General features: G+C 45.8%; 14 protein-coding genes and 2 pseudogenes. 12 read left to right on the top strand and 4 right to left on the bottom strand.

Translation table 11 applies throughout. The features are described from left to right. Positions 1-61: 61 nt before the first annotated feature. The 6 genes from RCF31_RS23535 (at position 62) to RCF31_RS23510 (ending at position 7,620) form a co-directional block, all read left to right on the top strand. On the top strand, positions 62-1,483 hold the full coding sequence (locus RCF31_RS23535; protein ID WP_416414099.1) for a mannose-1-phosphate guanylyltransferase/mannose-6-phosphate isomerase: 1,422 nt from the start codon (positions 62-64) through the stop codon (positions 1,481-1,483). A 13-nt stretch (positions 1,484-1,496) separates the two neighbouring features. Continuing rightward, positions 1,497-2,873 (top strand): phosphomannomutase CpsG, encoded by a 1,377-nt coding sequence (cpsG, locus tag RCF31_RS23530; RefSeq protein ID WP_416414098.1) that lies wholly within the window; start codon positions 1,497-1,499, stop codon positions 2,871-2,873. Between the two features lie 293 nt (positions 2,874-3,166). Further along, a complete protein-coding gene (locus RCF31_RS23525) occupies positions 3,167-4,324 on the top strand; it encodes a glycosyltransferase family 4 protein (RefSeq protein ID WP_416414096.1) in 1,158 nt (385 codons plus the stop codon). 86 nt (positions 4,325-4,410) lie between these two features. Beyond that, complete coding sequence (locus RCF31_RS23520; protein WP_416414095.1) at positions 4,411-5,166, top strand: hypothetical protein; 756 nt, start codon at positions 4,411-4,413, stop codon at positions 5,164-5,166. A gap of 442 nt (positions 5,167-5,608) precedes the next feature. Continuing rightward, positions 5,609-7,066, top strand: coding sequence for an undecaprenyl-phosphate galactose phosphotransferase WbaP (gene wbaP / locus RCF31_RS23515; protein ID WP_416414094.1), 1,458 nt, complete (start codon positions 5,609-5,611; stop codon positions 7,064-7,066). 29 nt (positions 7,067-7,095) lie between these two features. Further along, entirely contained in the window at positions 7,096-7,620 is a 525-nt protein-coding gene (locus tag RCF31_RS23510; RefSeq protein ID WP_416414092.1) for a hypothetical protein, read from the top strand. 547 nt (positions 7,621-8,167) lie between these two features. Here the strand turns inward: RCF31_RS23510 and RCF31_RS23505 are convergent. Next, positions 8,168-8,356, bottom strand: coding sequence for a YjfB family protein (locus RCF31_RS23505; RefSeq protein ID WP_299456725.1), 189 nt, complete (start codon positions 8,354-8,356; stop codon positions 8,168-8,170). A 118-nt stretch (positions 8,357-8,474) separates the two neighbouring features. Here RCF31_RS23505 and RCF31_RS23500 point away from each other — a divergent pair, with 118 nt between their 5' ends. From RCF31_RS23500 to RCF31_RS23490, 3 genes and pseudogenes are all read left to right on the top strand, one after another. Continuing rightward, complete coding sequence (locus tag RCF31_RS23500; RefSeq protein ID WP_416414178.1) at positions 8,475-8,606, top strand: hypothetical protein; 132 nt, start codon at positions 8,475-8,477, stop codon at positions 8,604-8,606. Next, positions 8,581-8,736: pseudogene (locus RCF31_RS23495) on the top strand (Lrp/AsnC ligand binding domain-containing protein); the annotation flags it as partial. The gene RCF31_RS23500 and the pseudogene RCF31_RS23495, both read left to right, overlap by 26 nt. Positions 8,737-8,854: 118 nt before the next feature. Beyond that, positions 8,855-9,343, top strand: coding sequence for a DinB family protein (locus RCF31_RS23490; RefSeq protein WP_416414091.1), 489 nt, complete (start codon positions 8,855-8,857; stop codon positions 9,341-9,343). A 68-nt stretch (positions 9,344-9,411) separates the two neighbouring features. Here the strand turns inward: RCF31_RS23490 and RCF31_RS23485 are convergent, their stop codons facing one another. Then, positions 9,412-10,206 carry an MBL fold metallo-hydrolase gene (locus RCF31_RS23485; RefSeq protein ID WP_416414090.1) on the bottom strand — a complete coding sequence of 265 codons (795 nt, stop codon included), beginning with the start codon at positions 10,204-10,206 and terminating at the stop codon, positions 9,412-9,414. A 342-nt stretch (positions 10,207-10,548) separates the two neighbouring features. Between RCF31_RS23485 and RCF31_RS23480 the strand changes: the two genes are divergently transcribed. Continuing rightward, positions 10,549-11,463: an Rpn family recombination-promoting nuclease/putative transposase gene (locus tag RCF31_RS23480; protein ID WP_416414158.1), complete on the top strand. Its 915-nt coding sequence runs from the start codon at positions 10,549-10,551 to the stop codon at positions 11,461-11,463. Between the two features lie 78 nt (positions 11,464-11,541). Beyond that, positions 11,542-11,698 (top strand): annotated as a pseudogene (locus RCF31_RS23475) (ISNCY family transposase); the annotation flags it as partial. Between the two features lie 51 nt (positions 11,699-11,749). Here the strand turns inward: RCF31_RS23475 and fos are convergent. Then, positions 11,750-12,148, bottom strand: coding sequence for a fosfomycin resistance glutathione transferase (fos, locus tag RCF31_RS23470; RefSeq protein ID WP_299456717.1), 399 nt, complete (start codon positions 12,146-12,148; stop codon positions 11,750-11,752). A 171-nt stretch (positions 12,149-12,319) separates the two neighbouring features. On the opposite strand from fos, the gene RCF31_RS23465 reads away from it, so the two are divergent. Beyond that, positions 12,320-13,411 carry an endonuclease domain-containing protein gene (locus tag RCF31_RS23465; RefSeq protein ID WP_416414088.1) on the top strand — a complete coding sequence of 364 codons (1,092 nt, stop codon included), beginning with the start codon at positions 12,320-12,322 and terminating at the stop codon, positions 13,409-13,411. 81 nt (positions 13,412-13,492) lie between these two features. On the opposite strand, the gene RCF31_RS23460 is transcribed toward RCF31_RS23465, so the two are convergent. Then, entirely contained in the window at positions 13,493-13,708 is a 216-nt protein-coding gene (locus RCF31_RS23460; protein ID WP_084872098.1) for a YdgH/BhsA/McbA-like domain containing protein, read from the bottom strand. Positions 13,709-13,841 lie beyond the last annotated feature (133 nt).

The raw sequence follows: 13,841 nt of genomic DNA, 5'->3' as shown, positions 1-13,841 counted from the left end.
TCTTTAATATCTAACTTTAATCATTTGCTGATAAAGTAGCGATTATTAATTCGAGGTAAATATGATTCTTCCAGTAATCATGGCTGGCGGCACTGGCAGCCGTCTATGGCCGATGTCTCGTGAGCTTTATCCAAAACAATTCCTTCGTCTCTATGGCGAAAACTCAATGTTGCAGGAGACTGTTATCCGCTTAAATGGTTTGGATGTTTCTGAACCATTAGTGATCTGTAACGAGCAACATCGCTTTTTGGTCGCTGAACAACTGCGCCATATCGATCAACTTTCTAACAACATTATTCTTGAGCCAGTAGGGCGTAATACTGCCCCTGCAATTACATTGGCTGCACTTAGTGCTGCGTCAAAGGGTGAGGACCCATTACTGCTGGTACTTGCTGCTGACCACGTTATTGGTGACCGCACCGCATTTCACCAGGCTGTCAAGGATGCTATCCCATTTGCTGAGCAGGGTAAGCTGGTGACATTTGGTATTGTCGCGGCTAAGCCTGAAACTGGCTATGGCTACATTCAACGTGGCGGCATGATGGGCAGCCCACAGGCTCCGGTGTTTCGTGTGCAGCGTTTTGTCGAAAAACCGGATCTGCCGACAGCAATTCAGTATCTGGAAAGCGGTGAGTATTACTGGAACAGCGGTATGTTCCTGTTCCGCGCCAGCCGTTTCCTTGAAGAGATTGCTCAGTTCCGTCCAGACATCCTTGAAGCTTGCCAGAAATCTATTGCTACCTCTGAGACTGACGCCCAGCAAGATTTCATCCGCGTCGATAAGAAAGCGTTTATCGCCTGCCCGGATGAGTCAGTTGACTATGCAGTGATGGAGAAAACCAATGATGCGATCGTTGTTCCACTGGATGCAGGCTGGAATGACGTTGGTTCATGGTCAGCATTGTGGGATGTAAATAATAAAGATACCCAGGGCAATGCACTGACGGGTGATGTATTCACTCATCATGCCAGCAATTGTTATATCAACACTGATGAGAAACTGGTTGCAGCGGTAGGCGTTGAGAATCTGGTTATCATCAATACCAAAGACGCGGTATTGGTCATCGATAAGTCTCAGGTACAAGACGTTAAGAAGGTTGTCGAGTTCCTGAAGAAAAGCGAGCGTGGTGAACATCGCGTCCATCGTGAGTCTTATCGTCCCTGGGGGAAAAACGACAAAGTCGTCAGTATGCCGCGTTATCACGTTAACCGCGTGACGGTAAAACCTGGCGGAATGTTCTCTCTACAAATGCATCACCATCGTGCTGAGCACTGGGTGGTTCTTTCTGGCACGGCAAAAGTCACCATTGACGATAGCACTTATTTACTGACAGAAAACCAATCGACGTTTATCCCGATTGGTGCCCAGCATATGTTGGAAAACCCTGGGAAAATCCCTCTCGAATTATTGGAAATACAGTCCGGCTCCTATTTGGGAGAGGACGATATCATTCGAACAAAAGATCATTATGGCCGTTGCTAATTAGGGGTGAAATATGTCTGGTAAATTGTCTTGTTTTAAAGCTTATGACATTAGAGGGAAGTTAGGCGAAGAATTAAATGAAGATATCGCCTATCGCATCGGACGTGCCTATGGAGAATATTTAAAACCAAAAAAAATGGTCGTAGGCGGTGATGTACGATTGACCAGTGAAGGATTAAAATTTGCTTTAGCCAAAGGTCTTCAGGATGCGGGTACAGACGTCATTGATATTGGTTTGTCTGGCACTGAAGAGATCTACTTTGCGACATCCTATTTGAATGTTGATGGTGGTATTGAAGTCACCGCCAGCCATAACCCATTAGATTATAATGGCATGAAACTGGTGCGCGAAGGTTCAAGACCTATCAGTGGTGATACCGGGTTACGAGATATTCAACGCCTGGCGGAAGATAATGACTTCCCACCGGTAGATCTGGAAAAAACAGGTTCCTATACCACCATTCCGGTACTGGATGCTTATGTTGATAAGCTATTCAGCTACATTAATCTGGATAACTTTACTAAGCCGATGAAGTTAGTGGTCAACTCCGGCAACGGTGCTGCAGGGCATGTTGTAGATGCCATAGAGGCACGTTTCAAACACGCTGGTATCGCCATTGAGTTTATTAAAGTTCATCACCAGCCAGATGGTAATTTCCCCAATGGTATTCCCAACCCCCTGTTACCGGAGTGCCGTCAGGATACTACCGATGCTGTAGTCGCTTCTCAGGCTGATATGGGCATCGCGTTTGATGGTGATTTTGACCGCTGCTTCCTGTTTGATAGCGAAGGGAACTTCATTGAAGGGTACTACATTGTTGGCCTGTTGGCTGAAGCCTTCCTTGAAAAGGATCCTGGTGCCCGCATCATCCATGACCCGCGTCTGAGCTGGAACACCATTGATGTTGTCAGCCGTGCTGGCGGTGTCCCGGTTATGTCTAAAACGGGTCATGCTTTTATCAAAGAACGCATGCGTCAGGAAGATGCGGTGTACGGTGGTGAAATGAGTGCACACCATTATTTTCGAGATTTTGCCTACTGTGATAGCGGAATGATTCCATGGCTGTTGGTGGCTGAGTTGCTTCAGGTTAAAGGGCAATCGCTGCGTCAGCTGGTGAATGATCGCATGGAAGCTTACCCAGCATCTGGCGAAATCAATAGCGTACTGGAACAACCGCAGCAGGCAATCGAGCGTGTTCTGCAGCACTATGAAGAAGGTGCTTTAACTCTGGACCGTACTGATGGTATCAGCCTGGAATTTTCAGAGTGGCGTTTTAATTTGCGCAGTTCCAATACGGAACCAGTCGTTCGCTTGAATGTGGAATCGCGAGCTGATGTCGCATTGATGCAACAACATACAGAAAACATTCTTTCTATTCTCCGTAGCTAATAACAATAATATCGCTTTCTAATTTATAAAGTGAGTCAATATTCAAACCATAATCATGAGTGATGTTTTCTCACTTTTCTAATCCGTAGCAATCGGATGTTTCGCCAGCCCTTTCAAGCATGGCTGTATTATTAGCGGTGCCAGGGAGCTTTTTTGTTATTCAGTAGAGTGTCTGAATAAGATAACTTGGTTTTAATTCATTGTCCCTCATGCGGGGCAATAGAGTAATAACGACGGAGACGCCGCAGTTTTAGGGTTCTTTCGTCTCGTGCAGGGCTAGAGAGGGTTTAATAATGTCACGAAATTTAAGTGTAGGAATTGTTGCCGACTGGTTAGTGGGATTCGCCGGGGCAGAGAGAGTGATCGCTGAATTTATTGAACTGTTCCCTGCATCGGAAATTTATTCGGTAGTGGATTTTTTGTCCGATGACTCCCGTCATCTTTTTCATGATAAGAAAGCCACAACCTCATTTATCCAGCGCCTGCCGGGAGCTAAAAAGAAATATCAAACCTATTTACCTTTAATGCCGCTTGCTATTGAGCAGCTGGATGTAACGAAGCACGATATTGTGTTATCCAGCAGCCATGCGGTGGCAAAAGGGGTGTTAACTGGCCCGGATCAGCTGCATATCAGCTATGTTCACTCTCCCATTCGTTATGCATGGGATTTCCAGCATCAATACTTGCGTGAGTCCGGGATGGATAAAGGCCTGAAGGGTAAGCTGGCACGCTGGATGTTGCATAACATTCGCATGTGGGATTATCGCACCGCTAATGGTGTTGATTACTTTATTGCTAACTCCCACTTTATTGCCCGTCGTATCAAAAAGGTGTACGGCAGAGAAGCTGATGTCATCTATCCACCCGTTGATGTTGACCGCTTCACCTTGCGTGAGCAGAAGGAAGATTTCTATTTCACTGCCTCACGTATGGTGCCGTACAAGCGCATCGATCTGATTGTGGAAGCCTTCAGCCGTATGCCAGATAAGAAACTGGTGGTGATCGGGGATGGTTCAGAAATGGCAAAAATCAAATCGAAGGCGACGCCGAATGTTGAGATCCTCGGCTATCAACCTAATGATGTGATGCAAGACCATATGCAACGTGCCAAAGCGTTTGTCTTTGCGGCTGAAGAAGATTTTGGCATTACTCCTGTTGAGGCACAGGCATGCGGCACCCCGGTGATTGCCTTCGGCAAGGGAGGTGCGCTGGAAACCATTCGTCCTTATGGTGAAGAACGTCCGAGTGGCTTGTTTTTCTATGAGCAATCAGCTGAAGCCATTGTCGATGCCGTAGAGAAATTTGATCTGGTGCGTGATGAGATACTCCCCGTCGACTGCCGTGCTAATGCTATGCGCTTCTCCGCAGAACGTTTCCACAGTGAGTTGGATTGCTATATCGAAAGCAAATGGAAGGCATTTAAGCTGAGTAAAGAAGTTAGCTACTCCTGACCGTAAAACTATAACTGCTCTGTACCAGACTGTGGAAGGGTAGAACATTTCCTGATTTTTTAATCTCAATGCTTAAAGGCTCACATATGTGCAAAACAATGTTAGTTGTGGTTTTGTATGATAAAACCTATAAAGACTCGCTAACACTAAACTGCCTGATGAACAAAGAATATACTGAGACGGATTTGCTGATTATTAATGTCGGTCCGAAGTCATTAGAATTCGATAAAGAATTTATTCATACGTTGGGTTTTTTTGTTAATAATATCACGATCAATGAGTTCCTGGATGACAGACCATTAAGTTCGGTATGCAATAGTGTTATTAATGAACACAGAGACTATGAACGGTTTGTCTTTTTTGATGATGAAAGTATCCTGAAGAAAAATCACTTAAAGAAACTGGACTTGCATTACACTGACGATGTCGATTTGCAAATTCCGAATATTCGCAGCAGAGCAGATGGGAAAGTTTACTACCCAATAATTAATGAAGCTGTCAGAAGAATTAATGATGGCGTTAAAATTACTCCCGGAAATATGCTGCTCACAATAGGCTCTGGGCTTGTTATTTATCGTTCATTAGTCGATAAGTTTACTGCTGTTGGCATGGAAGTGTTCGATGGTAGATTTACACTTGGTGGTGTTGACTACAGTTTCTTCATTCGTCTTGAATTTCTGAAAATGGAGAAACTGGACGTGACTATACAAATTGTCTCTACTGTTGAGCACTCTCTTTACAGAACCGATTTCCCGTCCCGTAAATGGCGTGTAATGGAACGTTTGCGTGAAAGTATTTTATCAATGAAAACATACTTCACCCATAACCAGTTCATTATGTAATTTAGGTTATAATCACCTGGCTTTTTAATTATAATTTAGTGGGATTTAAAAATGGCATGGATATTTTTGTTGTTAACATTTAAAAAGTTCTCTTACTAATTGTTGATATTGCGTTATTCACGACCATCTTGAAACTATTTCTCCTATTCACAGTTTATGAATGCTAGTGGTTTTACCATTTAATGGTTAGGATGAACTTATGGCCTTAACCTTTGATGTGTTTTTATTTGTATTGTTTAAAGCATACGCGCATTAATAAAGGTGTCAAGAGGATAATAGTTCTGGAAATTAAAATATAAATTTATATTGATTTTTACTTATAGGCGACTTTGATAATCTCCCAGTGTGAGGTTTTATTTCCCCATAATCAAAGTATTAAGCTTATAATCTTTAAATCAAATTAAGTTAATCATTAACGGTTTAACTGAACGGGTCTATTCATATGAATACACTTCAGCAACGTATACACATCACCTCAGATTTCACCTATAAAAATCTTCTAACGAAGATTTCTCTGGCTTTTTCGGACTTGATTTTTTTCAATGCCGCACTATTTGTTGCGCTGGCGCTGATTGAATCACTTTCACACTCACCGCTTGCCGATATTTCTGCCAAAGATCTCAATTTAAAAATTATTACACATATTTGTCTTTCGGTAATTTGTGTTGGATGGTTCTGGGTTCGTCTGCGTCATTTTACTTACCGCAAACCTTTCTGGTTTGAACTTAAAGAAATTATCCGCACTGTTCTTATTTTCTCTGTTATCGATCTATCAATTACTGCGCTTTCACAGTGGCAGATGTCGCGTTTTGTTTGGGCTCTTACCTGGTTGCTGGCTTTAATCGTGATTCCTATTGGACGAGCCATCGCACGTCGCTTGCTGAATCATTTTGGCATGTGGAAAAAACAGACTGTTATCATTGGCAGCAGTAAGAACGCCCAGGAGGCCTGGAAGGCTCTGCAAAGCGAAGAAGTGATGGGATATGATGTTGTTGCTTATTACGATGTTGACGGTAAATGCCCGCAAGCAAGCATCGCCGGTATTCCAGTATTACGTAATGAACAAGACCTTTGGTTACTGACCAATCCTGAAACTCAGTTTATTGTCGCAGTTGAGTCTGAACAAAGTCAGTATCGCGATAATTGGCTCAAAACTTTGGCACGACGTAATTGCCGTTCGGTTTCTGTCATTCCGACACTGCGCGGTGTACCGCTTTATGGCACTGATATGGCTTATATCTTCAGCCATGAAGTGATGATTCTACGCGTTAACAACAACCTTGCGAAACGTACCTCGCGCTTCCTGAAGCGTGCGTTTGATATTGTTGGTGCGCTTAGCATTATTGTCGCGCTTTCCCCGGCCCTGCTGATTCTCGGCTATCTCGTCAGCCGTGATGGCGGCAACCCAATTTATGGTCATGAACGCGTTGGACTTAATGGCCGTAAGTTTAAATGTCTTAAATTCCGATCAATGATAATCAACTCCAAAGAAGTTCTGGAGGAGGTACTGCGTACTGACCCGGTGGCACGAGCTGAATGGGACAAAGATTTTAAACTCAAAAACGACCCTCGTATTACCAAAGTTGGTCACTTTATCCGTAAAACCAGTCTGGATGAATTACCACAGTTGTGGAATGTGGTCCGTGGCGATATGAGTCTGGTAGGGCCGCGTCCCATTATCGAAGCCGAACTAAGTCGTTACGCTGGTGATGTCGATTATTACCTGATGGCGAAACCAGGCATGACAGGATTGTGGCAGGTCAGCGGTCGTAACGATGTTGATTATGAAACGCGTGTTTACTTTGATTCCTGGTATGTCAAAAACTGGTCTTTATGGAATGACATTGCGATTTTATTCAAAACGGTTGGCGTAGTGCTGAAACGCGACGGCGCTTATTAATTCCCTCTAACTTATTCTATGGAGCTAATGTGATAAAAAGCGATAGACTTATCACGCAGTTGCAAAATAAATTCATCGAATATGCGATAGAGAATTTATCTCTTCATATGCCGTACACTCAGATGAGTTTTCTTGTATATGATATTCATCACTTCCTGTTGGCGTTGAGTCGAGGTGAGGTTAACTCTCGATCGAGAAATATTGTATTGATTTACAATAATGAGTTGGAAGTATTTATTCTTCAGTCAATCTGTAATGTTTCGTTTTTCGCTCTTGATGTCCGTAGCCTCGATGTATTTGACTTTTTCAATGGAAAAAAAACGTTCAAGAAAGTTAAACCTTTTAAAGAAAAGGATGATAGTGCAAGAATGCGAGTCTTTCTTCTGATCCTTCGTGGATGGGATGATGAAAAAATTTGTGATTCATTAATCATCACGATGAAAAAACTGAAGGAATACAAATCACAACTTACATACTCTTTTTTTGAAAAGAGAAGAAATCTTTTCTACCTAACGTTAAATGGCTTCCTGCAAAGAGATGTTTTGGCGGCCTAAACAAGGATTTGAATGATAAATTAACCTGCTATCCTGAAAATGGGATAGCAGGTTAAATTATTTAGATATTTCATTTCAAGATATAAAGCCATGAATATAATATGTAAGTTCGGTCATTTTAATTACAATAATTTCACCGTTATTATTTTCCATCATGTTCTGAGTGGTTTTAAGACAACTTAGACACTCTTGTTGTTGATGACCTTCCTGGATTCCTTCCTGAACTCTCCTCTGAACACCTCCCAAATAATCTTTTTTTTTGCTCTTGTGCTGTGCTTCCTTAGGCTCTGAAACCCATTTTGATCGGTTGCGATTGGAGTTTTTGTCAAACTGTTGCACATAGGAAATGAACCGAGGTAATACTGCGGAGGATTTCGCAGGTCTGGTGAATGGAAACCGCTGGGTACATTTGTTATGTCTGCGTCTATCACACTCAAAGCTCAAGCGTTGATTACCGCAAAGCGGGGAGATTCTCACTCCCCGTTAACAAGAGCCGGCGATGACATCCGCGAGTAAACCAGCATATCAATCCCGGTCAGGCAGCTGCTTAAGCGGTGGTATTGATATTCCGTCCGATTGCCGGGTTTGCTGGCAGTTGTGGAATGGATGCGAGAATACTGGCTGCAGAGGACTGTTGGTTATCTAACGCTTTCTTCAGTACGAGGGTGTTCACCTGGCTTTTAAGATCCAGATTATCAAGACCGGAAGCCAGTGAAGTAATTTGCGAAACATCCATGGTGTGCTCCTGTTCGATACAAAGAAAAAGGAAACTCATCACGGCCTGAAACCAAGCCGTGCAAGGTTATCGGCATTTCGGCGCAAAATGTTAGGGATTAATGGAGCGAGTATTACACATGAATCATCATCATCAGGCGTACAGCAAAGCCGATAAGAATGACGCTGAAAAAGAGTTGCTGAATGCGTTGAAAGCGGATGTTTCTATCAAGAAAACGGCCATATTTTCTATTACATGTGGTAGTGCCTGATTTGAAAGCCTACGAGATTTTCCACACCACGGTGTTACTGCCGTTACCGGGTGTACGTGACATCCGAAGTACCTTTGCCATTCAGGTTATCAAAGAACCTTCGCCACTCCCTCCTGGGCATATAGTGTAAGTCAGATTTATCGTGCGGCACTCATACCACAAGGTATTTGTTAACGGAGTGTAATTCAACGTACCAATTCTGCATGCTATTGATATGATGACACAATGTAAAATGCCAGGGACAGACCATGAGCACGCCAACGATCGTTACATTGCTTAAATATAAGCGCTGGATTGACCTCGAAACTTTAAAGGCAATTAAAGAAGTAGACACCTCTGCGAAAGCAGAAAAACGACACCTGACGCTCCGGCTGATGAACCATATTTATGTCGTAGACATGATTTTCAGGGCCAACCTGACAGGGCAGCAACATGGGTACACTGCGCTGAATACGCCGGATACTCCTTCTGCTGATGAGCTGCTCGATAAAATGGCCGCATGCACGGATTGGTATATCGAGGCGGTTAACGCCATGACTGCCGAGGATCTCGCCACTACGATAAAATTCCAGTTCGTAGACGGCGGGGAGGGTGAAATGAAGGCTGAGGATATGCTTAATCATGTTTTGTTCCACGGGACATATCATCGCGGTGCGGTGGGCTGGTTACTATCAGAGTGTGGAGTAACGCCTCCCAAAGACGTTTTGACGGTTTTCCTCAGAGACCATAACCACTAGATCCGCGAGCCTGATTTCCCGCGTAGTGATAAGCACTGGGTAGCTTTTAAGCTACCCAGATGTCCGCATTACATCCTCATACAGGCGATATATTTTTCACCTGAACGGCGTACGATCTCCCCCGCATTTTCCGTGATATTCCTTCCTTCAAACGCACCATATAGTTTCGCAAACTTCACGGTACTCAGGCGCTGCGTAATATCCCGGACCGTCGCTGCCGGTAACGGTAGCATGTTGGGATAGCTCCACAGAAAGGAGACGGCATTCGCGCCAGGTGTGACCTGAACAGTGTCCCCGCCAAGCAGTATCCCTTCATCCTGTTCCCAGTGCAGCACGCAGCTGCCTGCGAAGTGCCCACCAAGATGCATAACAGTAACGCCAGCAGTTAGTTTAATCGCCTCGCCTTCCCAAAGCCTGATATAGGGGCTGTCGCGCATGATCCACTGACGATCGCTGGCGTGCAGGTAAACCGGGGCATCAAATTCAGCTGCCCATTCCTGCATGGTGGTATAGAAATGCGGATGTGATATGGCGATGGCTTTGAGCCCACCCAGTGCGGAAATTAACGTTTTCGTGGCGTTGTCGAGAGTGGCGATGCAATCCCACAGAATATTCCCTTCCGCTGTTCTTAGCAGGAACGCGCGTTGACCAATCGCGAAATCAGGCACGGTGGTGATGCTAAAGAGACTGGCTTCATGTTGTTGCCACTTATTTGTATGTGAGGCAAGTAGGGTGGGTAAATCGACCCATTGCTGCCCGGTTGCAGGCACAAACTGCCGTGCATCTTCGCAGATTTTACACTGTCTCGGGGGAGTGCCGGTGAACGCATAGGATGTGCCGCAGGCTTTGCATAAGGTGATCATTACGTCGTCCTCTCTGTCTCATCAGTATCCAGTCAACATGGCATATCAATGCACCAGGGTGTGCCGGTTAGTGCTGATTTTTTGTCCGATGTTCGTTATCTACCTGACCAGAAAACCGACTTTATAAGGCAAACGAAACGCTGAGGTGGGCAATAGATGAGGGTATTGATATCGGATCTCGGGGCCGAAGTACCGAGATTGCGCACAGGCTGCTGTATGGATAGCCAGTAATCTATCAAAATTCTGCGATTCAATGTCATTTATTGAAACTCCCATCAGATCAGATGTATAGCAGAGTTTTGTTAATAGCAGGTGAGCAGCATCCCAATCAAGGAGAAGGACATGTCGTACAGGAAAGCCAGGAGAGGGAAAAAAGCCACCCCAACCCCGCATGACCTTGTATTTAAGCAGTTTCTGACGCATCCCGAGACCGCCCGGGATTTTATGCAGCTTCACCTTCCGGCCGGGCTGCAGGCGGTTTGCGACTTCAAAACCCTTAAACTGGAGTCAGGAAGTTTTGTTGAGGAAAACCTGCGTCCCTACTTTAGTGACGTCGTTTACAGCCTGAAGACCACAACCGGTAATGATGGTTATGTGCATGTGCTTATCGAGCATCAGTCTTCCCCGGACAAACATATGGCCTTCAGGCTTCTTCGCTATGCTGTGGCAGCCATGCAACGCCACCTGGACGCCGGGCATAAAAAGCTTCCGCTGGTGATACCGGTATTGTTTTACACCGGTAAGCGCAGCCCTTATCCGTATTCAACCCGCTGGCTGGATGAATTTAGTGACCCGGTGCTTGCAGAGAACCTCTACAACAAGGGTTTCCCGCTGGTTGATGTCACCGTCATTCCTGATGCTGAAATCATGGGACACCGCAGTATGGCGGCCCTGACTTTGATACAGAAACACATTCACCGGCGCGATCTGGCCGAGCTGCTGGATAATCTGGCTACGCTTTTGCAGACGGAACCCATGACAGGACAGCAGTTTGTTTCGGTGATAAACTACATTGCGCAGGCAGGCGAAACTTCAAACGCAGAAGCCTTTGTACGTAAATTGGCACGGCGAGTGCCTAAACACGAGGACGAACTGATGACTATCGCGGAACAGCTTAAACAGAAGGGCATTCAGCTCGGTGAACAACGCGGAATCGAGAAAGTTGCCCGTAATATGTTGCTGGACGGTATGGACCGCAGCACCGTCATGAGAATGACCGGTCTGACCGAAGAACAGCTGTCGCAGATTAAGCACTAATCCATATCCTGCCTCACTATCGGAAGTATTCATGGAATATACAGGCGAACGGACACGGCCAGTGCCGAAACACAAGGACTAACTGATGACTATCGCGGAACAGCTTGAACAGAAGGGCATCGAGAAGGGCAAACTTGAAGTTGCCCGTAATTTATTGCTGAACGGTATGGACCGCAGCACCGTCAAGAGAATGACCGGTCTGACCGAAGAACAGCTGTCACAGCTTGACCACTGATCTTCCCCTGTTAGCCATTATGTTTTTGTTGTTACGCCCAGCCCCGTCAGACTAGAAAAATTCCATTCCCTCATACGGATGAGCCGTGCAGGCGCTGAGTCGGCTATCCAAATCCCCGTCATGAACTTCCAGCTTGTGTCCATCCGGATCTAAAAAATAGATCGATTTCCCTTCGCTTTTATTTGTTTTCCACTCCCTGACACCCGATGATTTCAGATGCTGCGCAAACTCATCGAAATCTCCACTCCGGATACTGAATGCGTAGTGAGTGTAATCTTCTCTGAGCGCGACGGTATCAGCAGAAAGGCACAGCCACAGATCCCCCAGAGAAAGATAGGCCCCTCTGGCCCATTTCGCCTTCGGCGTAAAACCGAGGGTGTTGACGTAAAAATTAAAGCTTCTTGCAACATCACTCACGGCGATAGTTATGTGATTCAGTCCGGTAAGCACGTGTAACCTCGTAAGCAGGGTGGAGGATGTTATTGAGCCATAAAACTCTCCATGTTCAAACGGTTGTCTGTGATAATGCCAGCGGGAATATTATTGAAGTGTCAAAATGCCCATTGCAGAGGCATAAAAATCAGCAACGATAAATGTATTTACGACAACAGGGGTGTAGTTGTGCAGGATAATAAAAATAAGACCATCTGGCGTCGCATCGGGATTATTGCGGTGCTGTTGCCCGTCTGCTTCTTCTTTCCATTTATGCTGCTGGTCATTGGCTGGCTGATATGGACTATCTATCAAGATCTGCAGGCTCCCTCGATCATTAGCGTTCCCCCTGCGCCGACCTGGCGTGATGTGAAAGCGGGCGATGAGGACTGGCTCAGTAAATTCTGCGCAGGCTGTGAGTCACCCGCTGAAGAGCAGTTCCTTCGTGCGATGGTCACCGCGTTTAATCTCACACCGGATAACGGAAAATTAATATCCCCCACACTAACGCTGGAAATGCAGGTAAGCGTAGGGAACTACCGCTTTGATTTTGTGGCGAATGGTCGTCAGGTGATTGAGATTGATGGTGCTGCATGGCACTCGTCCCCGGAACAGAAGGAGCGTGACCGCATCCGGGATGCATTTTCCGTTGGCGAGGGCTACAGGGTGTTGCGCATTCCGGCCAAAGTGGTTTTCAACACTCCCGACCAGGCCATCAGCCAGGTCAAGGCTGTCATGGTAGAGACGCCACACTATACCCGACCAGCCAGACCGCAGTCAGCAGCCCCCCGCAAAAGCCTCTCCCAGCACCTCAGTGCAATTGCTGACGGGGTGAACGCGCTGGACCGTTTCGTTGACGCTGCCAGTACGAAGCAGAAGGCACTGGCTGGCTTTAAGTCTGCCATCAGCACTGAGCAGATGTTACTCGAAGCATTGGTATCGGAAACGGAGCGTGACATTCGTCGTGATGCCATGCCGCCGTTAGCCCGCAAGAATTACGAAAATCTTATGGCGAAACTTGAAGCGCAAAACGATGGTCCGGTAAAAGCGTCGCGTGCAGAGATTTACCGGTGGAAAGCAATCACCAAACCTTCACCCAACGAGGATCTGGAAATACAGGGGCAGATCGAAAGGGTGTATCAGGATGAAATGGCCCAGCGGAACCTGCGGATGATGCAGCTCAAACAACGCTGCGCCAATGACCCGGAGTTTGCGCGGCGTTTTCGCCTGAAAGTTGAAGAGACACATTTCCCTGAAGCAGACGTTATTTTTGGCGTGTGAACAGCGTTAAAACGGCTTCAGATGCGAAAAAGGCCGCCCCGTGGGGCGACCTCTTCCGGCACTTCCTTTTGCGACCATCTGTTATTTGTACAGTTCTGCGGTCATATGCACACGGTTATTGGTGTTGGCTTCGGTAATTTTATACTGATCGCCATGCTGTGCGGCCTGAGCGGCAACCTGAGCTTCGGCACCGTCCAGAGTATCGGCGGTAACAGAGATGCTCTGCGCGAAGCTTGCTGCTGACATCAGAGAAAGAGCGGCTGCGGCGGCGATGGTCATTGCTTTGATAGTTTTCATGGTCTTATTCCTTAGTTTGTATGGTTGAAAGCATGATTGCTTTCGATGGAAATAATGATAACCATAGTAACCATTAGCATATTAACAATAAATGCTGGTATTGTGATCGTGCTAACTATAACGCTGATAGGGC

Source organism: Pantoea sp. App145 (genome assembly GCF_047947045.1).
In the GTDB taxonomy this organism is placed as follows: Bacteria; Pseudomonadota; Gammaproteobacteria; order Enterobacterales; family Enterobacteriaceae; genus Pantoea.
This window is presented reverse-complemented; position numbering and strand designations above follow the sequence as displayed.

Coding starts and splice junctions, on each gene's coding strand:
- RCF31_RS23485 (WP_416414090.1), bottom strand. CDS start 10,206: ATGATCACCTTATGCAAAGCCTGCGGCACATCCTATGCGTTCACCGGC.
- RCF31_RS23480 (WP_416414158.1), top strand. CDS start 10,549: ATGTCGTACAGGAAAGCCAGGAGAGGGAAAAAAGCCACCCCAACCCCG.
- wbaP (WP_416414094.1), top strand. CDS start 5,609: ATGAATACACTTCAGCAACGTATACACATCACCTCAGATTTCACCTAT.
- RCF31_RS23505 (WP_299456725.1), bottom strand. CDS start 8,356: ATGGATGTTTCGCAAATTACTTCACTGGCTTCCGGTCTTGATAATCTG.
- RCF31_RS23500 (WP_416414178.1), top strand. CDS start 8,475: ATGAATCATCATCATCAGGCGTACAGCAAAGCCGATAAGAATGACGCT.
- RCF31_RS23525 (WP_416414096.1), top strand. CDS start 3,167: ATGTCACGAAATTTAAGTGTAGGAATTGTTGCCGACTGGTTAGTGGGA.
- RCF31_RS23490 (WP_416414091.1), top strand. CDS start 8,855: ATGAGCACGCCAACGATCGTTACATTGCTTAAATATAAGCGCTGGATT.
- RCF31_RS23535 (WP_416414099.1), top strand. CDS start 62: ATGATTCTTCCAGTAATCATGGCTGGCGGCACTGGCAGCCGTCTATGG.
- RCF31_RS23460 (WP_084872098.1), bottom strand. CDS start 13,708: ATGAAAACTATCAAAGCAATGACCATCGCCGCCGCAGCCGCTCTTTCT.
- cpsG (WP_416414098.1), top strand. CDS start 1,497: ATGTCTGGTAAATTGTCTTGTTTTAAAGCTTATGACATTAGAGGGAAG.
- RCF31_RS23520 (WP_416414095.1), top strand. CDS start 4,411: ATGTGCAAAACAATGTTAGTTGTGGTTTTGTATGATAAAACCTATAAA.